This is a genomic window from Klebsiella sp. P1954, assembly GCF_018199955.1.
GTDB classification, from domain to species: domain Bacteria; phylum Pseudomonadota; class Gammaproteobacteria; order Enterobacterales; family Enterobacteriaceae; genus Klebsiella; species Klebsiella pneumoniae.
The window spans coordinates 1,944,923-1,967,223 of sequence record NZ_CP073373.1 but is presented as its reverse complement, the minus strand read 5'-3'; the positions used below and the strand labels follow the sequence as shown (position 1 = coordinate 1,967,223).

Sequence of the window (22,301 nt, the reverse complement as noted above, 5' to 3'; positions counted from 1 at the left end):
CAGTGTGGCAAAGATGCCAAAAGAGAGGAAAATAAAATTAGCGCGCTTCGAGGGCAAAGACTTCAAAACCGGAGGCAATCACCCGCCAGCGGACGTTGAAATCCAGCAGCCAGACGGCATACGTTTTTCCCGCTTGTTCCTCTTTTCGGTAGGCCGGACGCGGATCCTGCGCCAGCACCTCGCGGATAAACGCTTTGATATGTGGGTAACGTTTTTCCAGCGTGAGTAACTGTGCGTCTATTTCCGGCGTAAAGCTGACGTTCATACCCGCCAGCGGCGCCTGCTGTGCATAGCTGGCGCTGGCGTCCGGCAGGGCTTCGGCGAAAGGAAGATACGGTTTGATATCAACCACCGGCGTCCCGTCGACGAGATCGAGGCTGCCGAGTTCCAGTATTACCTGATCTTTCTGACAGCGAATGCCCTTGAGCTCAACGAGCGACATGCCGATGGGATTAGGGCGAAACGTTGAACGGGTGGCGAAGACGCCCATCCGCGCATTGCCGCCCAGTCGGGGAGGTCGCACCGTCGGACGCCAACCGCCTTCCATTGTCTGATGAAACACAAACAGGATCCACAGATGGCTGAAGCTCTCCAGGCCACGCACGGCGTCGGCCTGGTTATAGGGCGCGACCAGATGGAGTTCTCCGCCGCCGTGTTTCACCAGGCCTGGCTGGCGAGGAACGGCAAACTTCTCTTTATACGGCGAACGGATGACGCCTATCTGCGCGAACTGAAATGCGCTCATTGCGCCGAGACGTTAAGCGCTGAACCCAGGCAAACGGCCTGACGGTAGCAGCCTGGCGTACCGCTGGTCACTTCGCAGCGGTGAAGCAGGACGGCATTGGCTTTCATACGCGCGGCATTAATTTGCAGGCGCTTGCGCGCGGTGGGGATATTCGGCGGAGAATCCTGATTCGAAGCCTGGCAGGACTCGCCAGATACTTCACCCAGATCGCGGAACGGTTTACCAACCAGCTCTGACGCATCGGTGTAAATACGTACTGGGGCCGGGCGGGTGGCGCGCGGTTTGCTCGGCTCAGATTTAACTGGCGGGGTTGCAGTGCTTTGAGCAGGCTCAACGGGAGATCTGCTTAGCATGGAACAACCGCTTAACATGAGTGCTAACAAACAGATCGGTAAAGCACGCATAGTATTTCCTCAATGAATAAAAAACAGGGCGTTATTGAATCAGGTGCTTGCATAAATGACAAGACGGGCGTGAAGCCCGTCCTGAATGATATTACGGTGAGAAAAGATTACCAGCCTTTCACGGCACCGCCGTTAAAGATCTTGTTCGCTGCTTCGTAAACTTCATCGCTCTGGTAAGCCTGAACGAATTTTTTCACATTCTCAGCATCTTTATTGTCTTCACGCGCCACAATCAGGTTCACGTAAGGAGACTCTTTACCTTCAACAAAGATGCCGTCTTTCGCCGGGGTCAGGCCAATCTGGCTGGCGTAAGTGGTGTTGATAACGGCCAGCGCAATCTGCGCATCGTCCAGGGAACGCGGCAGCTGCGGCGCCTCCAGTTCAACAATCTTCAGGTTTTTCGGGTTCTCGACGATGTCCAGCGAGGTCGGCAGCAGGCCCACGCCGTCTTTCAGTTTAATCAGACCTACCTGCTGCAGCAGCAGCAGAGAACGACCGAGGTTGGTCGGATCGTTAGGGACGGCGATCTGTGAGCCCGGCTGCAGTTCGTCCAGCGATTTGATTTTCTTCGAATAACCCGCGATCGGGTAGACGAAGGTGTTACCGACAGCCACCAGCTTATAGCCGCGGTCTTTAATCTGCTGATCGAGATACGGTTTATGCTGGAAGGCGTTCACGTCGATATCGCCTTTGCTCAGCGCTTCGTTCGGCAGAACGTAATCGTTGAAGGTCACCAGTTCTACGTCAAGGCCATACTTCTCTTTTGCTACTTTCTGTGCAACTTCAGCGACCTGCTGTTCCGCCCCGACGATAACGCCGACTTTAATATGATTCGGATCTTTTTCATCCTGACCGCAACCCACCAGCGCCAGAGAACCGATTAACGCGCCAACTGCCGCAAAAGTTTTGAAATTAAAGGCCATGTTATTTCCTTCCTGTAAGAATGAGTGTTGTCTGCCAATAACGTTATTTGTGAGTCACAGCCCGGACGATGCGATCGCCAGAGAATTGAATTAAATAAACCAGAACAACCAGCAATACCAGTACGGTATTCATCACGGTGGCGTTATATCCAATATAGCCATACTGATAACCAATCTGACCCAGGCCACCGGCGCCCACCGCGCCGCCCATTGCGGAATAACCCACCAGCGTGATGAGCGTGATGGTGGCGGCGTTGACCAGACCCGGCAATGCTTCAGGTAGCAGGACTTTGCGCACGATCTGCAGCGGCGTGGCACCCATCGCGCGGGAGGCTTCAATAAGGCCGGTGGGGATTTCCAGCAGGGCGTTCTCCACCATGCGGGCGATAAACGGCGCGGCGCCAACTGTTAATGGCACAATCGCTGCCTGCAGGCCGATAGAGGTACCGACGATCACGCGGGTAAACGGAATCATCCAGACCAGCAGGATAATGAACGGGATGGAGCGGAAAATATTCACCAGCGCCGACAGCGTGCGGTACAGTTTGGCATTGGCGACGATTTGCCCCGGACGGGTAACGTACAGCAGCACGCCCACCGGCAGGCCGAGGACAAAACCGAAGAAGCCAGAGACAAAAGTCATTGCCAGCGTTTCCCATACGCCGCGCAACAGCAGCCACATCATTGCCTCAGACATAACCCAATACCTCTACTTTTACATGATGTTCCTGCAGCCAGGCGATGGCCGCCTGAGTGTCTTCCTGTGTACCGTGCATTTCGGTGAGCATGATGCCGAACTTCACCCCGCCGGCATAATCCATCTGCGCGCTGATAATGTTGTTATTCACATTGAAGCGACGCGCGGTTTCAGAGAGCAGCGGCGCATCGACGGAGTGGCCGGTAAATTCCATGCGCAGCATCGGTACGCTATCCGCTGTGGCGGTAGGTTTCAGGCGCGCCTGATAGTCATCCGGAATATCGAGGTGCAGAGTGGACTGAATAAACTGCTGAGCCAGCGGCGTCTTCGGATGGGAGAAGACTTCGCTCACGGTGTCCTGCTCGATCAGTTGACCATTACTAATGACCGCCACGCAGTCGCAGATACGTTTAACCACGTCCATTTCATGGGTGATCAACAGGATGGTCAGCCCCAGACGACGGTTAATGTCTTTCAGCAGTTCGAGAATGGAACGGGTAGTGGCCGGATCCAGGGCGCTGGTGGCTTCATCGCACAGCAATACTTTAGGATTGCTGGCCAGCGCGCGGGCAATCGCCACGCGCTGTTTCTGGCCGCCGGAGAGGTTGGCCGGGTAGCTGTCGTGCTTATCACCCAGACCGACAAGATCCAGCAGCTCCGTGACACGGCGTTTGATTTCAGCCTGCGGCGTGTTATCCAGCTCCAGGGGTAATGCCACGTTGCCGAAAACGGTCCGCGAGGCCAACAGGTTAAAATGCTGGAAAATCATGCCAATTTGACGGCGAGCGCGGGTTAGCTCTTTCTCCGACAGGGCAGTCAGTTCCTGACCGTCAACCTGTACGCTGCCCTCGGTCGGGCGCTCCAGCAGGTTCACGCAGCGAATCAGCGTACTTTTACCGGCGCCGGAGGCACCGATGACGCCGTAAATCTGTCCGGCAGGGACATGCAGGCTGACGTTATTCAGCGCCTGAATGCTGCGATTCCCCTGCTGGAATACTTTGGTGATATTGGAAAGTTTAATCATCAGTTATTTATTATCGTTTAGCCGTTTGCCGTGGCATTTTCTTCTGCCGTATCCAGGCGATGCCTGGCAATGAAATGGATGTTAAGGCATCCAGACGTCTAAATCAATCTGACTCTTTATAATGAGCACTTTCTTGCATGCGGAAACATGCGATACTAGCGGCACTAGTCTTTTTCAGGAGCAAACCGGTGGCAAAGTCAGTACCCGCAATTTTTCTCGACCGTGACGGCACTATTAATGTCGATCATGGCTACGTCCACGAAATCGACAATTTTGAATTTATCGATGGCGTCATTGACGCGATGCGCGAACTAAAAGAGATGGGCTACGCGCTGGTGCTGGTCACTAACCAGTCCGGTATTGCCCGCGGTAAATTTACCGAAGCCCAGTTTGAAACGCTGACCGAATGGATGGACTGGTCTCTGGCAGACCGCGGCGTCGACCTCGACGGTATCTACTATTGCCCGCATCACCCGCAGGGTGCGGTTGAGGAGTACCGCCAGACCTGTGATTGTCGTAAACCGCATCCGGGGATGCTGATTTCCGCCCGCGACTATCTGCATATCGATATGGCTGCTTCTTATATGGTAGGGGACAAACTGGAAGATATGCAGGCGGCAGCGGCTGCGGATGTCGGGACTAAAGTACTGGTGCGCACCGGTAAACCCCTGACTGAAGAAGCGGAAAAAGCGGCGGATTGGGTGCTAAATAGCCTGGCAGAGCTGCCGGCGGCGATTAAAAAGCAGCAAAAATAAGCGTTGCGTTTAAAAGATGAGCGGTTGAAATAAAATTGTATTTTTCCGCTTGTCATTCCCGGAGAGCTCCCTATAATGCGCCTCCATCGACACGGCGGATGTGAATCACTTCACACAAACAGCCGGTTCGGTTGCAGAGAAAAATCCTGAAAAACGGGTTGACTCTGAAAGAGGAAAGCGTAATATACGCCACCTCGCGACAGAGCGCTAAAGCGCGTCGCAACTGCTCTTTAACAATTTATCAGACAATCTGTGTGGGCACTCAAAGTGACATGGATTCTTAACGTCCTCGGACGAAAAATGAATACCAAGTCTCAAGAGTGAACACGTAATTCATTACGAAGTTTAATTCTTTGAGCATCAAACTTAAATTGAAGAGTTTGATCATGGCTCAGATTGAACGCTGGCGGCAGGCCTAACACATGCAAGTCGAGCGGTAGCACAGAGAGCTTGCTCTCGGGTGACGAGCGGCGGACGGGTGAGTAATGTCTGGGAAACTGCCTGATGGAGGGGGATAACTACTGGAAACGGTAGCTAATACCGCATAATGTCGCAAGACCAAAGTGGGGGACCTTCGGGCCTCATGCCATCAGATGTGCCCAGATGGGATTAGCTAGTAGGTGGGGTAACGGCTCACCTAGGCGACGATCCCTAGCTGGTCTGAGAGGATGACCAGCCACACTGGAACTGAGACACGGTCCAGACTCCTACGGGAGGCAGCAGTGGGGAATATTGCACAATGGGCGCAAGCCTGATGCAGCCATGCCGCGTGTGTGAAGAAGGCCTTCGGGTTGTAAAGCACTTTCAGCGGGGAGGAAGGCGGTGAGGTTAATAACCTCACCGATTGACGTTACCCGCAGAAGAAGCACCGGCTAACTCCGTGCCAGCAGCCGCGGTAATACGGAGGGTGCAAGCGTTAATCGGAATTACTGGGCGTAAAGCGCACGCAGGCGGTCTGTCAAGTCGGATGTGAAATCCCCGGGCTCAACCTGGGAACTGCATTCGAAACTGGCAGGCTAGAGTCTTGTAGAGGGGGGTAGAATTCCAGGTGTAGCGGTGAAATGCGTAGAGATCTGGAGGAATACCGGTGGCGAAGGCGGCCCCCTGGACAAAGACTGACGCTCAGGTGCGAAAGCGTGGGGAGCAAACAGGATTAGATACCCTGGTAGTCCACGCCGTAAACGATGTCGATTTGGAGGTTGTGCCCTTGAGGCGTGGCTTCCGGAGCTAACGCGTTAAATCGACCGCCTGGGGAGTACGGCCGCAAGGTTAAAACTCAAATGAATTGACGGGGGCCCGCACAAGCGGTGGAGCATGTGGTTTAATTCGATGCAACGCGAAGAACCTTACCTGGTCTTGACATCCACAGAACTTTCCAGAGATGGATTGGTGCCTTCGGGAACTGTGAGACAGGTGCTGCATGGCTGTCGTCAGCTCGTGTTGTGAAATGTTGGGTTAAGTCCCGCAACGAGCGCAACCCTTATCCTTTGTTGCCAGCGGTCCGGCCGGGAACTCAAAGGAGACTGCCAGTGATAAACTGGAGGAAGGTGGGGATGACGTCAAGTCATCATGGCCCTTACGACCAGGGCTACACACGTGCTACAATGGCATATACAAAGAGAAGCGACCTCGCGAGAGCAAGCGGACCTCATAAAGTATGTCGTAGTCCGGATTGGAGTCTGCAACTCGACTCCATGAAGTCGGAATCGCTAGTAATCGTAGATCAGAATGCTACGGTGAATACGTTCCCGGGCCTTGTACACACCGCCCGTCACACCATGGGAGTGGGTTGCAAAAGAAGTAGGTAGCTTAACCTTCGGGAGGGCGCTTACCACTTTGTGATTCATGACTGGGGTGAAGTCGTAACAAGGTAACCGTAGGGGAACCTGCGGTTGGATCACCTCCTTACCTTAAAGAACCTGCCTTTGTAGTGCTCACACAGATTGTCTGATGAAAATAGAGCAGTAAGTAATCTCTGCAGGCTTGTAGCTCAGGTGGTTAGAGCGCACCCCTGATAAGGGTGAGGTCGGTGGTTCAAGTCCACTCAGGCCTACCAAATTCGCTCTCGTGCTTTGTTGTGGCAAAGCTCGCATACTTCAGTATGCTTCGCTTCACCACGCCGCGCCCGAAAACGAATTAAGGTTAAAGAGATTCATTCGATGGGGCTATAGCTCAGCTGGGAGAGCGCCTGCTTTGCACGCAGGAGGTCTGCGGTTCGATCCCGCATAGCTCCACCATCTTTACTGAGAACACAAGAAAACTTCAGAGTGAACCTGAAAAGGTGCACTGCGAAGTTTTGCTCTTTAAAAATCTGGATCAAGCTGAAAATTGAAACGACACACAGTTAATGTGTGTTCGAGTCTCTCAAATTTTCGCGACACGATGATGTTTTACGAAACATCTTCGGGTTGTGAGGTTAAGCGACTAAGCGTACACGGTGGATGCCCTGGCAGTCAGAGGCGATGAAGGACGTGCTAATCTGCGAAAAGCGTCGGTAAGGTGATATGAACCGTTATAACCGGCGATGTCCGAATGGGGAAACCCAGTGCAATTCGTTGCACTATCGTTAACTGAATACATAGGTTAACGAGGCGAACCGGGGGAACTGAAACATCTAAGTACCCCGAGGAAAAGAAATCAACCGAGATTCCCCCAGTAGCGGCGAGCGAACGGGGAGCAGCCCAGAGTCTGAATCAGCTTGTGTGTTAGTGGAACGGTCTGGAAAGTCCGACGGTACAGGGTGATAGTCCCGTACACCAAAATGCACAGGTTGTGAACTCGAAGAGTAGGGCGGGACACGTGGTATCCTGTCTGAATATGGGGGGACCATCCTCCAAGGCTAAATACTCCTGACTGACCGATAGTGAACCAGTACCGTGAGGGAAAGGCGAAAAGAACCCCGGCGAGGGGAGTGAAAAAGAACCTGAAACCGTGTACGTACAAGCAGTGGGAGCACCTTCGGGTGTGACTGCGTACCTTTTGTATAATGGGTCAGCGACTTATATTCTGTAGCAAGGTTAACCGTATAGGGGAGCCGCAGGGAAACCGAGTCTTAACTGGGCGTTAAGTTGCAGGGTATAGACCCGAAACCCGGTGATCTAGCCATGGGCAGGTTGAAGGTTGGGTAACACTAACTGGAGGACCGAACCGACTAATGTTGAAAAATTAGCGGATGACTTGTGGCTGGGGGTGAAAGGCCAATCAAACCGGGAGATAGCTGGTTCTCCCCGAAAGCTATTTAGGTAGCGCCTCGTGAACTCATCTTCGGGGGTAGAGCACTGTTTCGGCTAGGGGGTCATCCCGACTTACCAACCCGATGCAAACTACGAATACCGAAGAATGTTATCACGGGAGACACACGGCGGGTGCTAACGTCCGTCGTGAAGAGGGAAACAACCCAGACCGCCAGCTAAGGTCCCAAAGTCATGGTTAAGTGGGAAACGATGTGGGAAGGCACAGACAGCCAGGATGTTGGCTTAGAAGCAGCCATCATTTAAAGAAAGCGTAATAGCTCACTGGTCGAGTCGGCCTGCGCGGAAGATGTAACGGGGCTAAACCATGCACCGAAGCTGCGGCAGCGACACTATGTGTTGTTGGGTAGGGGAGCGTTCTGTAAGCCTGCGAAGGTGACCTGTGAGGGTTGCTGGAGGTATCAGAAGTGCGAATGCTGACATAAGTAACGATAAAGCGGGTGAAAAGCCCGCTCGCCGGAAGACCAAGGGTTCCTGTCCAACGTTAATCGGGGCAGGGTGAGTCGACCCCTAAGGCGAGGCCGAAAGGCGTAGTCGATGGGAAACAGGTTAATATTCCTGTACTTGGTGTTACTGCGAAGGGGGGACGGAGAAGGCTATGTTAGCCGGGCGACGGTTGTCCCGGTTTAAGCATGTAGGCTGGTTGTCCAGGCAAATCCGGATAATCAAGGCTGAGGTGTGATGACGAGGCACTACGGTGCTGAAGTAACAAATGCCCTGCTTCCAGGAAAAGCCTCTAAGCATCAGGTAACATTAAATCGTACCCCAAACCGACACAGGTGGTCAGGTAGAGAATACCAAGGCGCTTGAGAGAACTCGGGTGAAGGAACTAGGCAAAATGGTGCCGTAACTTCGGGAGAAGGCACGCTGGTGTGTAGGTGAAGCCCCTGCGGGTGGAGCTGAGACCAGTCGAAGATACCAGCTGGCTGCAACTGTTTATTAAAAACACAGCACTGTGCAAACACGAAAGTGGACGTATACGGTGTGACGCCTGCCCGGTGCCGGAAGGTTAATTGATGGGGTTATCCGTAAGGAGAAGCTCTTGATCGAAGCCCCGGTAAACGGCGGCCGTAACTATAACGGTCCTAAGGTAGCGAAATTCCTTGTCGGGTAAGTTCCGACCTGCACGAATGGCGTAATGATGGCCAGGCTGTCTCCACCCGAGACTCAGTGAAATTGAACTCGCTGTGAAGATGCAGTGTACCCGCGGCAAGACGGAAAGACCCCGTGAACCTTTACTATAGCTTGACACTGAACATTGAGCCTTGATGTGTAGGATAGGTGGGAGGCTTTGAAGCGTGGACGCCAGTCTGCGTGGAGCCAACCTTGAAATACCACCCTTTAATGTTTGATGTTCTAACGTTGGCCCCTTACCGGGGTTGCGGACAGTGTCTGGTGGGTAGTTTGACTGGGGCGGTCTCCTCCTAAAGCGTAACGGAGGAGCACGAAGGTTAGCTAATCCTGGTCGGACATCAGGAGGTTAGTGCAATGGCATAAGCTAGCTTGACTGCGAGCGTGACGGCGCGAGCAGGTGCGAAAGCAGGTCATAGTGATCCGGTGGTTCTGAATGGAAGGGCCATCGCTCAACGGATAAAAGGTACTCCGGGGATAACAGGCTGATACCGCCCAAGAGTTCATATCGACGGCGGTGTTTGGCACCTCGATGTCGGCTCATCACATCCTGGGGCTGAAGTAGGTCCCAAGGGTATGGCTGTTCGCCATTTAAAGTGGTACGCGAGCTGGGTTTAGAACGTCGTGAGACAGTTCGGTCCCTATCTGCCGTGGGCGCTGGAGAATTGAGGGGGGCTGCTCCTAGTACGAGAGGACCGGAGTGGACGCATCACTGGTGTTCGGGTTGTCATGCCAATGGCACTGCCCGGTAGCTAAATGCGGAAGAGATAAGTGCTGAAAGCATCTAAGCACGAAACTTGCCCCGAGATGAGTTCTCCCTGAGACTTTAAGTCTCCTGAAGGAACGTTGAAGACGACGACGTTGATAGGCCGGGTGTGTAAGCGCAGCGATGCGTTGAGCTAACCGGTACTAATGAACCGTGAGGCTTAACCTTACAACGCCGAAGATGTTTTGGCGGATTGAGAGAATTTTCAGCTCTGATTCAGAGTCCGAAGGATTTTGCGCTGAGACAAGGCGGCAAACGACGCGATGGAAGGAGCATACATAAGTATGTGACTGACACTCGCGAGAGCAGCCAACGCAGTATGAGCGCAAAAGACACAGGACGAGCACAAAGAATTTGCCTGGCGGCACTAGCGCGGTGGTCCCACCTGACCCCATGCCGAACTCAGAAGTGAAACGCCGTAGCGCCGATGGTAGTGTGGGGTCTCCCCATGTGAGAGTAGGGAACTGCCAGGCATCAAATTGCAGTAAGCCGGGGTGACAACCGGTGGTAATAAAGCGAAGAAATTCGGTGGAGCGGTAGTTCAGTCGGTTAGAATACCTGCCTGTCACGCAGGGGGTCGCGGGTTCGAGTCCCGTCCGTTCCGCCACTTATTAAGAGCCCTGAGCATTTGCTCAGGGCTTTTTTGTTTGATCTGTTCTCTATTATTGCTAATTCAGCAAAAATCCTCTGCATTAATCGCTCTTTTTCCCCTCCACACCATCAGCCATAATTTCATCCGTTAACCGAAATGAAGAAATAACGAGGAAAATCATGGCAATCCCTGCATTTGGTCTTGGCACCTTCCGTCTGAAAGATGATGTTGTTATCGCATCCGTAAAAACCGCGCTGGAGCTGGGCTATCGTGCTATCGACACCGCGCAAATCTATGACAACGAAGCCGCGGTGGGTCAGGCTATCGCCGAAAGCGGCGTGCCGCGTGATGAGCTGTTCATCACTACCAAAATCTGGATCGAGAACCTGAGCAAAGACAAACTCATCGCCAGCCTGCAAGAAAGTCTGCAGAAGCTGCGCACGGACTATGTTGACCTGACGCTCATCCACTGGCCGTCACCGAACGATGCGGTTGCCGTTGAAGAGTTTATGGCAGCCCTGATGGAAGCGAAGAAGCTGGGTCTTACCCGTCAGATTGGTATCTCCAACTTCACTATTCCACTGATGGAGCGCGCGATTGCCGCCGTTGGCGCTGAAAACATTACGACCAACCAGATTGAACTCTCGCCGTATCTGCAAAACAGCAAAGTCGTCGACTGGGCACGTGAGCACGGCATCCACATCACCTCTTACATGACGCTGGCTTATGGTAAGGCGCTGAAAGATGAAGTGATTGCCCGTATCGCGGCGAAACATAATGCGACTCCGGCGCAGGTTATCCTGGCATGGGCGATGGGCGAGGGGTACGCGGTGATCCCGTCCTCGACGAAGCGTGATAACCTGGCCAGCAACCTGAAGGCGCTGGATCTGCAGTTGGATGATGAAGATCGACAGGCGATCGCTGCGCTGGATTGCAACGATCGGCTGGTGAGCCCGGAAGGTCTGGCGCCGCAGTGGGATTAATCACTCGCTACCGGTATGCCGTTCACCCTGCCGCCCGAGAAGGTATTACGACAGCTCCTTCGGGAGCTGTTTTACGTGGTCGCTCAGAAAATCAATAAATGCCCTGATGCGAGTGCTGACCGCCCGGTCGCTGTAATAGACGGCACTGAAAGGCATTTCCACCGGTAAGCGCTTATCCGCCAGTAGCTCGACAAACTCTCCGCTGGCAATCTCTTTATCCACCATGTAATCCGACAGGCAGGCAATACCGTTGCCGGTCAGGCACAGCTGCTTGAGCGTTTCGCCGCTATTGGATGACACCGCCGCTTCGATCTCTAACAGCTGGCCATCGCAACAGGAGACCGGCCAGGTATTCAGCGATACCGGCTCGGTGAAGCCGAGGCAGTGATGCTGTTTCAGATCGGATGGATGCTGCGGCATACCGTAGCGCGCGACATAGTCGGGCGAGGCGACGATCTTACGATAGCTGGTAAACAGCGGTCGGGCGCGCAGGCTGGAATCCGTTAAGGTCCCGGCCCGAATGGCCACATCCACTTTCCGTTCAATCAGATTGATAAACGTCTCAGACGAGACGAGCGACAGCGTCATTTCCGGGTAGCGCTCGCGAAATGGCTTCACCAGCGGCATGAGAAAATGCAGCATCACCGGCGTCGCGGCATCAACCCGCAGCAGGCCCCGCGGCGTCGTGCGCGTCTCCAGCAGATCGTTCTCTGCCGCCGCCATTTCCTGCAAGACCACCTGCATCCGGCGAAAATAGCGCTCGCCTTCTTCTGTCAGGCTGAGCTGGCGGGTGGTCCGATTGAGCAGGCTTACGCCTAGCTTTGATTCCAGCTTTTTGACCGCTCGGCTGACGGCGGAGTTGGCCTGTCCGAGCTGCTCGGCCGCCCGGCTGAAACTCCCGCTTTCCACCACCGCCACAAAGATGGCGATCTCCTCTGATGTGGCTCTCATTATTGCACCTATAGCAAAATTCTATTGATACTTTGATAGTTTTTGTTATTTATACAACCCTTCATACTACGTGTCATCTTAATCCTGATGCTACGGAGTAAATTATGCCACTGGCGCTATTTGCCTTAACCATCGGTGCCTTCGCAATTGGCACCACTGAATTTGTGATTGTCGGCCTGGTCCCGAGCATTGCTCAGCAACTCTCTATCTCCCTGCCTTCGGCGGGACTGCTGGTCTCTATCTACGCGCTGGGCGTGGCGATCGGCGCCCCGGTACTGACGGCGTTGACCGGGCGTATGCCGCGTAAACAGCTGCTGCTGGCGCTGATGGTGCTGTTTACGGCGGGTAACATACTGGCCTGGCAGGCCCCTGGCTATGAAACGCTGATCCTGGCGCGACTGCTAACTGGTCTGGCGCACGGCGTGTTCTTTTCTATCGGCTCGACAATCGCCACCAGCCTGGTGGCAAAAGAGAAAGCAGCCTCGGCCATCGCCATTATGTTCGGTGGCCTGACGGTCGCGCTGGTGACCGGCGTTCCCTTTGGCACCTTTATTGGCCAGCATTTCGGCTGGCGGGAAACCTTCCTCGCGGTATCGATTCTCGGGGTGATTGCGCTAATCAGCAGTCTGCTTCTGGTGCCGAATAATATTCCGGGCCGCGCCAGCGCCAGCCTGCGCGATCAGCTGAAAGTATTAACCCATCCGCGCCTGCTGATGATCTACGCCATTACCGCGCTGGGCTATGGCGGCGTGTTTACCGCTTTTACCTTCCTGGCGCCGATGATGCAGGAGCTGGCCGGCTTCAGCCCGTCAGCGGTGAGCTGGATCCTGCTGGGCTATGGTGTCTCGGTGGCTATAGGTAACGTGTGGGGCGGCAAACTGGCCGATAAGCATGGCGCCGTCTCCGCGCTGAAGTTTATCTTCGCCGCGCTGGTGCTACTGCTGCTGGTCTTCCAGCTGACCGCCAGCGTTCACTATGCCGCGCTGGCGACAGTGCTGGTGATGGGCGTTTTCGCCTTCGGCAACGTGCCGGGTCTGCAGGTCTATGTGGTGCAAAAAGCAGAGCAGTATACCCCGGGGGCTGTCGACATCGCTTCCGGCCTGAATATTGCCGCCTTTAACGTCGGCATTGCTCTGGGGTCCATCGTCGGCGGACAGACGGTCGAGCGGTACGGTCTGGCGCAGACGCCGTGGATTGGCGCGATGATTGTGCTGGTCGCTTTGCTGTTGGTGGTCCTGAGCGGACGTTTAGATAAATTGCCACGCCGTTCGGCAGCGCTTTCTCCCGAAGGCTAAGGGTTTCTCGCAATTTGCATTGAAAGTGTATGGGAAAATCCCTATAACAGAATAACCAGTCGTCGTCGGGCTGGTTTCTGTTATCGAGGATTAATGCCCAAATTGCGAAAGAACACCTACGCCATGCGCTATGTCGCCGGACAACCTGCGGAGAGAATATTGCCTCCGGGGGCGTTTGCGGGCGTAAGTCCGGTTTATCCCGCCGGTACGCCATTAAGCAGCGATGAGAAGATCCGCGTGCTGGTATGGAATATCTTCAAGCAGCAGCGCGCAGAGTGGCAGTCGGTCCTCAAAAATTTCGGCAAAGATGCGCATTTGGTCCTGTTGCAGGAGGCGCAAACCACCCCAGAACTGGTCCGGTTCGCGACTTCAAACTATCTGGCCGCCGATCAGGTGCCGGCGCTGGTATTGCCGCAGCATCCTTCCGGCGTAATGACGCTGGCCTCCGCGCACCCCATCTATTGCTGCCCACTGCGCGAGCGTGAGCCTATTTTGCGCCTGCCGAAATCAGCATTAGTGACGGTCTATCCGCTGCCCGATGCGCGGTTGTTGATGGTAGTCAATATCCATGCCGTCAACTTTAGCCTTGGCGTCGACGTCTACAGCAAACAGCTGCTGCCAATTGGCGATCAGATCGCCCATCACAGCGGGCCGGTGATCATGGCCGGCGACTTCAATGCCTGGAGCCGGCCGCGGATGAATGCGCTGTACCGCTTTGCGCGTGAGATGTCGTTACGCGAAGTTCGTTTCTCAGACGATCAGCGCCGCCGCGCGTTTGGTCGTCCCCTCGATTTTGTGTTCTACCGTGGGTTAAGCGTGCACGATGCTTCCGTGCTGGTGACCCGCGCCTCCGACCACAACCCGCTACTAGTCGAATTCAGTCCCGGCAAGCCTGATTAATTTAAGGTTGGTCAGGCCTGCCATGGGGCAGGCCTGCGCATGCATGGTGCTGCCTTTTATTACTCAAAAAAAACCGTAAGGACAAGACAACATGACAACACGCTCTCACCATGACAATGTCGAAAAGCAGTTCGGCTCCCAGGCCAGCGCCTATCTGACCAGCGCCGTACACGCCTCTGGTCGCGATCTGCAGCGGCTGGCGGAACGGCTGGCTGATTTTCCTCAGGCGAAAGTGCTGGATATGGGCTGCGGGGCAGGGCACGCCAGCTTTACCGCGGCGGGACAGGTTGCCGAGGTGACCGCCTATGATTTATCGAGCCAGATGCTGGAGGTCGTTGCCGCCGCGGCAAAGGAGAAAGGTTTTAGCAATATCGTGACCCAGCAGGGGTACGCCGAAACGCTGCCGTTCGCTGATGCCAGCTTTGATGTGGTGATTAGCCGCTACTCTGCTCACCACTGGCATGACGTTGGCCAGGCGCTGCGTGAGGTGAAACGTGTTCTCAAGCCGGGCGGGGTGATTATCGTGATGGACGTGATGTCGCCGGGTCATCCGGTACGTGATGTCTGGCTGCAGACGGTGGAAGCCCTGCGCGACACCTCGCATGTGCGTAATTATTCCAGCGGCGAGTGGTTGACGCTGGCGACTGAAGCGGGGCTGGTGGTTAACCAGTTGTTGACCGATCGCCTGCCGCTGGAGTTCAGTCCATGGGTGGCGCGGATGCGTACTCCTGAGCCGCTGGTGGAGGCGATTCGCTTATATCAGCAGAGCGCTTCGGCGGAGGTCAAAGCGTACTTCGAGTTACAGGAGGACGGATCGTTTACCAGCGATACCATTCTGTTCGAAGCGCATAAAGCAGTTTAATTTAGGCAATAAAAAAGGCACCGGGGAAGTCGGTGCCTTTTTGTCGAACCAGAGGTATCAGGACTCTGGTCGATCGCTGTTTTTCACAAACAACGTTAGCTGATCGCCTGGGCGCAGGTTGTCGGTATCGCTGTTCCAGCGCATCACGTCACGAATATTAACGCCGTGACGTTTGGCGATGCTCGACAGCGAATCGCCTTTACGAACGCGATAGGTGATGCTATCGCTGTTGTTCGCCAGACGCTGGGCGCTGCTGCCTGCGCCAATAACCAGATTCTGCCCAACCTTTAATCCAGAGCCGCGCAGGTTATTCCACTGCTGCAGATCGCGGGTCGTCACACCAAGACGGGAAGCTATCCCGGAAATGGTGTCGCCGGAACGCACCTTATAGCTACGGCTGGTCAGCGGCGTATTGTCCGCGAGCTGCGTCGGCTGCACGGCGGCAATGTCGCCAGAGGCCAGCGATTCACGCAGCTGTGCGGCGTGCTTCTGCGGCACCATGACGTACTTTGGCCCGCTCGCGCCCAGCGTTGACCCTTTTACGCCCGCATTGAACGTCTTCAGCTTGCTGACCGGCATACCGGCCATGTCCGCGAGCTGAGAAATATCAACCGGACTGTCGAGGCGAACGCGCGCCAGCGCACGGCTTTCATCAGCCGTAGGCAGCTTTACGCCGTAACGTTTGCTGTTTTTGAGAATGTCGCTCAATGCCAGCATTTTCGGGACGTAGATTTTCGTTTCATGCGGCAGAGACAGCGACCAGAAATCGGTGGGTTTGCCACGCGAACGGTTCGCTTTTACTGCCTTCATGACCCGGCCTTCGCCGCTGTTATAGGCTGCGACCGTTAACAACCAGTCGCCGTCGAACATTTTGTTCAGACGTTGCATCATGTCCAGCGCCGCGGTAGTAGACGCGACGACATCACGACGCGCATCGTAACTGCGGGTCTGTTTTAAACCATAATTGCGCCCTGTGCTCGGAATGATCTGCCAAATGCCTGCGGCATTGGCGCCAGACGTCGCGTGTGGGTCAAAAGCGCTCTCCACTATGGGTAGTAATACCAGTTCCATTGGCATGTTACGTTTCTTAACCTGCCCGGCTATCCAGTACATATACGGCTCTGCCCGTAAAGTTACATCGTGGAGATAGCTCTTATTTCTTAAGTACTTCTGTTTCTGTTCGCGAATCCGGGGATTATCCGGTATTCCCATCTTTAGCTCGTCGCCTATGGAAGTCCACAGATCCTGGTCTTGCGCGTAGAAGGTTCCATCATCTAACCAGCGCGCTTGACTTGTGAACTTGCCTGCTTCCCCTTGACCAGCCGCAGAAAGGCTCTGTGCTCGCTGTTCGACGGTGCCATCGTGCTTAGACGCCTGGCACCCCACCAGCAGGACAGAGGCGAGTAATATCGCTCGTGCCTTCATGTGTGTGTCAATAGTTGCTTAAAAGACGACCAAGGATAACGGCGAAGTTGGCCGATGACAAGAATTAAATATCAGAAGTCATCTTTCTTTGACCTTAACCATGCAAATCGCGCCACAGAGTGTTGCAAATTTGTTTCTTTGTTAATTTTATCAATTAAATCAATATCATTTACGCGTAAAAATAAATTTATACGCCGCTCATTTTTCAGAGTTACGGGTAGTGTTTTTTGTTTTTTTGCACGTAACTCATTAACTTTATGATAGTAATCGTTTATGTCCCTATCATCTGGCAGGATACTCAATGCAAACTTCATATTCGCTAACGTATATTCATGTGCGCAACATATGAGGGTTTCTTCAGGAAGGGCGTTAATTTTCATAAATGATTGATACATCTGCTCTGCTGTACCTTCGAACAGCCTTCCGCAGCCGCCGGAAAACATCGTATCGCCACAGAACAGATAAGGTTCGCTGTAGTAACAGATATGTCCTAATGTGTGACCTGGCGTAGAGAAAATGGAAAAATCGTGCCCGAGAATTGACAGCCGATCGCCATCGCCTACCACCTGAGTGACGCCTTTATCCTGGGTTTCCGCCGGCCCGTAAACCACTATAGAAGGGAATTTTTCACGTAATTGTTTTACGCCGCCGACGTGATCCTGATGATGATGGGTCAATAAAATAGCCTCGGGCTGCCACTGGTTTTCCTCGATGGCTGCCAGAACCGGCGCGGCTTCGCCTGGATCTACGATGATGCAGCGGCCGTTATTCTCACTGAGAACCCAGATGTAGTTGTCCTGAAACGCGGGAATACTGATAAGATTCATAAATTACCTCTAAAGCGTAGCGGAAGGTGGCAATGAAGCCGGCAAGGATACCTCACACAGTGACAGCGCCTGAGCATTGGTCCAGTATGCCGTGGGGCGAATACTATCGCGAAACGCTGGAGCAGCAGATGAAACCGTGGCTGGCTAAATTATATGGCTTTCATCTGCTTAAGATTGGCAATCTGAGCGCGGAAATCAATACCGAAGCTTGCGCCATCTCGCACCAGGTGAATGTCTCGCTGGCGGGAAATCCAATGCAGGTCCGGGCTGACCCGCTGCATTTACCCTTTGCCGAAAAGTCCGTTGACGCCTGCCTGCTGGCGCACACCCTGCCGTGGTGTAGCGATCCGCATCGTCTGCTGCGGGAAGCCGATCGTGTACTGATCGATGATGGCTGGATGATCCTGACCGGGTTTAATCCGGTGAGCCTGATGGGGTTGCGTAAGCTGGTGCCGGTCCTGCGCAAAGGAACGCCTTATAATAGCCGTATGTTTACGCTGATGCGCCAGCTGGACTGGCTGGCGCTGCTCAACTTTGAAGTGCTGCACTATGGACGTTACCAGGTTTTGCCCTGGTCGCGCCATGGCGGCAAATTGTTGAGCACCCATCTGCCGGCGCTGGGCTGTTTGCAATTGATTGTCGCCCGCAAACGGACCATTCCGCTGACGCTCAATCCGATGAAATCCGGCAAAGCGAAAACTCAGCTGCGGCCGGCGGTGGGCGCCACCCGGCAGTGGCGCAAAGGGCAGAATTAACTCTCAGGCAGGTAGCCGACATCGTCCAGTGTGGGGTGGGAGGCCGCCGCGCGCGCCAACTCGTCGCAGCGTTCATTTTCAGGATGGCCGGCGTGGCCCTTTACCCATTCCCATTTAATTTTATGCTGGCCAAGCGCGGCGTCCAGCCGCTGCCAGAGGTCGACATTTTTCACCGGCTTTTTCTCTGCCGTTTTCCAGCCGCGCTTTTTCCAGTTGTGGATCCACTGGGTGATCCCCTGACGAACATACTGGCTGTCAGTGCTGAGCACCACTTCGCAATGCTCTTTTAACGCTTCCAGGGCAACAATTGCCGCCATCAGTTCCATGCGGTTATTGGTGGTCAGACGGTAGCCAGCGCTGAAGGTTTTTTCGTGCTGGCGGTAGCGCATGATGGCGCCGTAGCCGCCAGGTCCTGGATTACCCAGGCAAGAGCCGTCGGTGAAAATTTCTACCTGTTTGAGCATCTCTGGTAGACTTCCTGTAATTGAAATCGATTTGTAAACGATAAGTCTGACATAAATGACCGCTATGAGCACTGCAATTACGCGCCAGATTGTTCTCGATACCGAAACCACCGGTATGAACCAGATCGGGGCACACTACGAAGGACACAAGATCATTGAGATCGGCGCCGTGGAGGTGATCAACCGCCGCCTGACCGGTAACAATTTTCACGTCTATCTGAAGCCCGATCGGCTGGTGGATCCTGAAGCATTCGGCGTACACGGGATCGCCGATGAGTTCCTGCTGGATAAACCTACCTTTGCCGACGTGGCTGATGAGTTTATGGATTACATCCGCGGCGCGGAGCTGGTGATCCATAACGCCTCGTTCGATATCGGCTTTATGGATTATGAATTCAGTAAGCTAAACCGCGGCATCGGAAAAACCGAGACCTTTTGTAAAATCACCGACAGTTTGGCGCTGGCGCGGAAAATGTTTCCAGGCAAGCGCAACAGCCTCGATGCGCTATGTTCGCGTTACGAAATAGATAACAGCAAGCGTACGCTGCACGGGGCGTTGCTCGATGCCCAGATCCTTGCCGATGTCTATTTGATGATGACCGGCGGCCAGACTTCGATGGCGTTCTCTATGGAAGGCGAAAGCCAGCAGCAGGCGGGAGAGATGGGAATTCAGCGCGTCGTCCGCGCCGGCAGTCAGTTACGCGTGGTTTATGCCTCAGATGAAGAACTGGCGAACCATGAATCCCGCCTCGACCTGGTACAAAAGAAAGGCGGAAGCTGCCTGTGGCGTGCCTGATAGCCACTAAAATGAATTAAAAATAGGCGGTTGGGTGATTTTTGCAGCAAACGATTCAAAATGGTAGAAAAAGCGTTGACGGGGTAGAGGGGAATCCGTAATATTCGCCTCGTTCCCAACGGAACAACAACGCGGAGCGGTAGTTCAGTCGGTTAGAATACCTGCCTGTCACGCAGGGGGTCGCGGGTTCGAGTCCCGTCCGTTCCGCCACTATTCAGAAAGCCTGAGTCAGCAATGATTCAGGCTTTCGTCGTTTTCGTCGCCGAATTTCAGCGCACCTCTTGTTCCTCCTGCATGCACTGCATAAATACCCGCATCGCCGGACTGATAGCCTTCCCGGCATGGTGGGCGCAGAGCGCATGGATCGTCAACGGCGTCTCGCTGAATGGCAGCTCAACCAGCGTCCCGCGCTTGAGCTCGTCCTCCACCGCAAAGCGTGGCAGAAAACTCACTCCCAGATTTCCCGCCACGCACTGCTTGATACTCTCAATACTCCACAGCTCAATGGTGTTCTCCAGAGTAATTTCGCGCTGGCGCAGGGTGCTTTCAAAAATCTGCCGGAACACGCACTGGGGTTCGTTGATGATAAAGCTCAGCGGGATATGCTGCCGCGGGCGCATGAAGTCTACCTGCGCCTGCTCGACCGATGCGACCAGCGCCAGCGACTGCTGGCCAAGCTCCATTATCGTGAGCGCGTCATCGTTACCCACCCGGTAAAACACCCCCAAATCGACCTCGTCGGCAAGCAGCGCATCGCGGATGCTGTAGCAGTTGAGCGACTGCAGCGACAGGCGCACTTTCGGAGCGCGTTGCTTAAAACGCTGCAGCACCCGCGGCATTTTATACGCCAGCAGCGTTTCGCCAGTGGCGACGCGAAGTTCGCCACCGGGCTCATCGTCCTGGCGTGCCGCCTGACGTATCGAGGCCATCACTTTAGTCAGGTCGTAGACATGCGGCAGGACCTTCTTACCGGCGGCGGTGAGACACATCCGCCGGCCGATTTTCTCAAACAGCGGGATGGCAAGCTCCTGCTCCAGCTGCTGGATATGAAAAGTCACGGTGGACTGAGTGCAGCATAGTTTCTGCGCCGCGCGCAGAAAGGAACCTTCTTCGACAACAGTTTTGAAGGTGATGAAGCGTCGCAGATCCATATTTCCTCTTTGTATCGATATTATCGAAGCGAGAATGAAAAAATATTCATTTTTTTAAATTATCAGCTTCGGGTAGTGTCTGCCAGACAAGAGGAGAAAACCCGTGACACCTACCCTGATTAGCGCCTTTTTAACTTACACTTTGATCACCGCCCTGACACCCGGGCCCAACAATATCCTGGCGCTGAGCAGCGTCACCTCCCATGGTCTACGCCGCAGCCTGCGGGTGCTGGCCGGGATGAGCGTCGGGTTTATTATCACTATGTTGATTTGCGCGGCTTTAACCTTTTCGCTGGTTGAACTCGACTCACGCTTTACCCTGGTATTGGGATGGATTGGCGCGGCGTACATCCTGTGGCTGGCCTGGCAGATTGCCAAAAGCAAACCGGCGACAGGGACGCCGAGTGTAGAACCGGTAGGCTTTTGGGCAAGTCTGGGGCTACAGTTCGTCAACGTTAAAATTATTCTGTATGGCATCACCGCGCTTTCTACCTTTGTTCTGCCCGTTACTCGCGAGCCTGTTTGGCTTATCAGCGTGAGTCTGCTGCTGGCGGCGATTGGCGCGCTGGGAAATCTGTGCTGGGCGCTGGCGGGGCATCTGTTTCAACGCCTGTTTTTGCTGTACGGGCGGCAACTGAACTGGATGCTGGCTGCGTTATTGGTCTACTGTGCTGTGCGGATCGTGGTGGAATAAAAAGGGAGCGCAGCGGCTCCCGAAGGGTGATTAGCCGATCGTGAAAGGATCGGCATCGCGCCAGGCGGGGAATTTTTCACGATATTCCTGAAGGGCGCTCAGCGACAGCTCGGCATCAAGACGAGTGGCCTGATGCGGATCGGCGGTGGCGATAATCTCCCCCTGGGGATTGATAATCCGACTATCGCCGCGGTAATGATGGCCGTTGCCGTCAGTGCCAACCCGGTTACAGCCGGCGACATAGGCCTGGTTTTCAATCGCGCGGGCGATCAGCAGCGACTGCCAGTGCAGCGAGCGCGGCGCCGGCCAGTTGGCGACATACAGCGCCAAATCATAGTCGTTCTGATTACGCGACCATACCGGAAAGCGCAGGTCGTAACAGACCAGCGGCAGGATCCGCCATCCACGCCATTCAAAGACCACGCGCTGGTTTCCGGCCTCATAGTGATGATGTTCATCGGCCATACGGAACAGGTGCCGTTTATCATAATGGTGCACCGTACCGTCAGGCTCGACCAGCAGGAAGCGGTTAACAGCGCCGTGTTCAGTTTGCAGCGCAGCGCTGCCGGCAATCAGCGCCTGGGATTGCGCAGCCCGGGCATGCATCCACTCCACCACGTCGGCCTCGGGTAAAGACTGTTTTGCCGCTTCCATGGTAAAGCCGGTGGTAAACATCTCTGGTAAAACAATCACATCGCGCCCGGTGATTCCTTCCAGTTGGCGATCAAAATGGCGCAGGTTGGCAGGGCCGTCCATCCAGACCAGCGGTTGTTGCAACAGCGAAATTTTCAGGCCAGGCACAATGGTCAACTCCATTCTCATGAGGGGGTTAGGTTAACTGTAACACCATATCAGCCGCGCGGCGGTCCGCGGAATATTTTGTTAAAAAAATGCTACTGATGGAAACGAA

Annotated in this window: 19 protein-coding genes, 4 tRNA genes and 3 rRNA genes; 15 read left to right on the top strand and 11 right to left on the bottom strand. The window is 54.4% G+C overall.

What is annotated here, in order from left to right; genetic code table 11:
- Positions 1–37 precede the first annotated feature (37 nt).
- The 5 genes from tsaA to metN form a co-directional block, all read right to left on the bottom strand.
- The gene (gene tsaA / locus KB890_RS09590) at positions 38–745 is read right to left on the bottom strand and encodes a tRNA (N6-threonylcarbamoyladenosine(37)-N6)-methyltransferase TrmO (protein ID WP_004178661.1); all 708 of its coding nucleotides are present in this window, start codon (positions 743–745) and stop codon (positions 38–40) included.
- Positions 742–1,149: an Rcs stress response system protein RcsF gene (gene rcsF / locus KB890_RS09585; RefSeq protein ID WP_002889443.1), complete on the bottom strand. Its 408-nt coding sequence runs from the start codon at positions 1,147–1,149 to the stop codon at positions 742–744. The genes tsaA and rcsF overlap by 4 nt, the downstream gene beginning before the upstream one ends.
- Positions 1,150–1,256: 107 nt before the next feature.
- Positions 1,257–2,072 (bottom strand): methionine ABC transporter substrate-binding lipoprotein MetQ, encoded by an 816-nt coding sequence (gene metQ, locus KB890_RS09580; protein WP_002889445.1) that lies wholly within the window; start codon positions 2,070–2,072, stop codon positions 1,257–1,259.
- Positions 2,073–2,115: 43 nt separating this feature from the next.
- Positions 2,116–2,769 (bottom strand): methionine ABC transporter permease MetI, encoded by a 654-nt coding sequence (locus KB890_RS09575; RefSeq protein WP_002889448.1) that lies wholly within the window; start codon positions 2,767–2,769, stop codon positions 2,116–2,118.
- Positions 2,762–3,793 (bottom strand): methionine ABC transporter ATP-binding protein MetN, encoded by a 1,032-nt coding sequence (gene metN, locus KB890_RS09570; protein ID WP_002889450.1) that lies wholly within the window; start codon positions 3,791–3,793, stop codon positions 2,762–2,764. The genes KB890_RS09575 and metN overlap by 8 nt, the downstream gene beginning before the upstream one ends.
- A gap of 188 nt (positions 3,794–3,981) precedes the next feature.
- Here metN and gmhB point away from each other — a divergent pair, with 188 nt between their 5' ends.
- The 8 genes from gmhB to dkgB all read left to right on the top strand — a co-directional run bounded on the left by gmhB (position 3,982) and on the right by dkgB (position 11,271).
- Complete coding sequence (gene gmhB / locus KB890_RS09565) at positions 3,982–4,548, top strand: D-glycero-beta-D-manno-heptose 1,7-bisphosphate 7-phosphatase (protein WP_002889452.1); 567 nt, start codon at positions 3,982–3,984, stop codon at positions 4,546–4,548.
- A 368-nt stretch (positions 4,549–4,916) separates the two neighbouring features.
- Positions 4,917–6,456 (top strand): 16S ribosomal RNA (locus KB890_RS09560).
- A gap of 71 nt (positions 6,457–6,527) precedes the next feature.
- Positions 6,528–6,604, top strand: a tRNA-Ile gene (locus KB890_RS09555).
- Between the two features lie 105 nt (positions 6,605–6,709).
- Positions 6,710–6,785: transfer RNA gene (locus KB890_RS09550), tRNA-Ala, on the top strand.
- Between the two features lie 177 nt (positions 6,786–6,962).
- A 23S ribosomal RNA gene (locus tag KB890_RS09545) occupies positions 6,963–9,864 on the top strand.
- 189 nt (positions 9,865–10,053) lie between these two features.
- Positions 10,054–10,169: ribosomal RNA gene (gene rrf / locus KB890_RS09540) — 5S ribosomal RNA — on the top strand.
- Together the 16S, 23S and 5S rRNA genes with 3 tRNA genes alongside form the textbook arrangement of a ribosomal RNA operon.
- Positions 10,170–10,226: 57 nt before the next feature.
- Positions 10,227–10,303 (top strand) — tRNA-Asp (locus KB890_RS09535).
- A gap of 164 nt (positions 10,304–10,467) precedes the next feature.
- The gene (dkgB, locus tag KB890_RS09530) at positions 10,468–11,271 is read left to right on the top strand and encodes a 2,5-didehydrogluconate reductase DkgB (protein WP_004178664.1); all 804 of its coding nucleotides are present in this window, start codon (positions 10,468–10,470) and stop codon (positions 11,269–11,271) included.
- Positions 11,272–11,316: 45 nt separating this feature from the next.
- Here dkgB and yafC read toward each other — a convergent pair whose 3' ends face one another.
- Positions 11,317–12,222, bottom strand: a complete 906-nt coding sequence (gene yafC / locus KB890_RS09525) for a DNA-binding transcriptional regulator YafC (RefSeq protein ID WP_002889616.1) — start codon at positions 12,220–12,222, stop codon at positions 11,317–11,319.
- A 104-nt stretch (positions 12,223–12,326) separates the two neighbouring features.
- Here yafC and KB890_RS09520 point away from each other — a divergent pair, with 104 nt between their 5' ends.
- From KB890_RS09520 to KB890_RS09510, 3 genes are all read left to right on the top strand, one after another.
- On the top strand, positions 12,327–13,517 hold the full coding sequence (locus KB890_RS09520; RefSeq protein WP_004178665.1) for an MFS transporter: 1,191 nt from the start codon (positions 12,327–12,329) through the stop codon (positions 13,515–13,517).
- Positions 13,518–13,619: 102 nt separating this feature from the next.
- On the top strand, positions 13,620–14,417 hold the full coding sequence (locus KB890_RS09515) for an endonuclease/exonuclease/phosphatase family protein (protein ID WP_002889629.1): 798 nt from the start codon (positions 13,620–13,622) through the stop codon (positions 14,415–14,417).
- Between the two features lie 91 nt (positions 14,418–14,508).
- The gene (locus KB890_RS09510; protein WP_004178668.1) at positions 14,509–15,279 is read left to right on the top strand and encodes a class I SAM-dependent methyltransferase; all 771 of its coding nucleotides are present in this window, start codon (positions 14,509–14,511) and stop codon (positions 15,277–15,279) included.
- A gap of 57 nt (positions 15,280–15,336) precedes the next feature.
- On the opposite strand, the gene mltD is transcribed toward KB890_RS09510, so the two are convergent.
- Both mltD and gloB read right to left on the bottom strand, forming a co-directional pair.
- The gene (gene mltD / locus KB890_RS09505) at positions 15,337–16,704 is read right to left on the bottom strand and encodes a murein transglycosylase D (RefSeq protein WP_002889632.1); all 1,368 of its coding nucleotides are present in this window, start codon (positions 16,702–16,704) and stop codon (positions 15,337–15,339) included.
- Positions 16,705–16,775: 71 nt separating this feature from the next.
- The gene (gene gloB / locus KB890_RS09500; protein ID WP_004145833.1) at positions 16,776–17,531 is read right to left on the bottom strand and encodes a hydroxyacylglutathione hydrolase; all 756 of its coding nucleotides are present in this window, start codon (positions 17,529–17,531) and stop codon (positions 16,776–16,778) included.
- A gap of 32 nt (positions 17,532–17,563) precedes the next feature.
- Here gloB and KB890_RS09495 point away from each other — a divergent pair, with 32 nt between their 5' ends.
- Positions 17,564–18,286, top strand: a complete 723-nt coding sequence (locus KB890_RS09495; RefSeq protein ID WP_002889685.1) for a class I SAM-dependent methyltransferase — start codon at positions 17,564–17,566, stop codon at positions 18,284–18,286.
- On the opposite strand, the gene rnhA is transcribed toward KB890_RS09495, so the two are convergent.
- A complete protein-coding gene (gene rnhA, locus KB890_RS09490) occupies positions 18,283–18,750 on the bottom strand; it encodes a ribonuclease HI (protein WP_002889686.1) in 468 nt (155 codons plus the stop codon). The genes KB890_RS09495 and rnhA overlap by 4 nt on opposite strands.
- Positions 18,751–18,814: 64 nt before the next feature.
- Between rnhA and dnaQ the strand changes: the two genes are divergently transcribed.
- Both dnaQ and KB890_RS09480 read left to right on the top strand, forming a co-directional pair.
- Positions 18,815–19,546, top strand: coding sequence for a DNA polymerase III subunit epsilon (gene dnaQ, locus KB890_RS09485; RefSeq protein WP_004152034.1), 732 nt, complete (start codon positions 18,815–18,817; stop codon positions 19,544–19,546).
- Between the two features lie 133 nt (positions 19,547–19,679).
- Positions 19,680–19,756 (top strand) — tRNA-Asp (locus KB890_RS09480).
- Positions 19,757–19,815: 59 nt separating this feature from the next.
- On the opposite strand, the gene KB890_RS09475 is transcribed toward KB890_RS09480, so the two are convergent.
- Positions 19,816–20,697, bottom strand: coding sequence for a LysR family transcriptional regulator (locus KB890_RS09475; protein ID WP_020323781.1), 882 nt, complete (start codon positions 20,695–20,697; stop codon positions 19,816–19,818).
- 103 nt (positions 20,698–20,800) lie between these two features.
- On the opposite strand from KB890_RS09475, the gene eamB reads away from it, so the two are divergent.
- Positions 20,801–21,391, top strand: a complete 591-nt coding sequence (gene eamB, locus KB890_RS09470; RefSeq protein ID WP_004178672.1) for a cysteine/O-acetylserine transporter — start codon at positions 20,801–20,803, stop codon at positions 21,389–21,391.
- A 30-nt stretch (positions 21,392–21,421) separates the two neighbouring features.
- Here the strand turns inward: eamB and KB890_RS09465 are convergent, their stop codons facing one another.
- Positions 21,422–22,192, bottom strand: a complete 771-nt coding sequence (locus KB890_RS09465) for an amidohydrolase (RefSeq protein WP_004178673.1) — start codon at positions 22,190–22,192, stop codon at positions 21,422–21,424.
- Positions 22,193–22,301 lie beyond the last annotated feature (109 nt).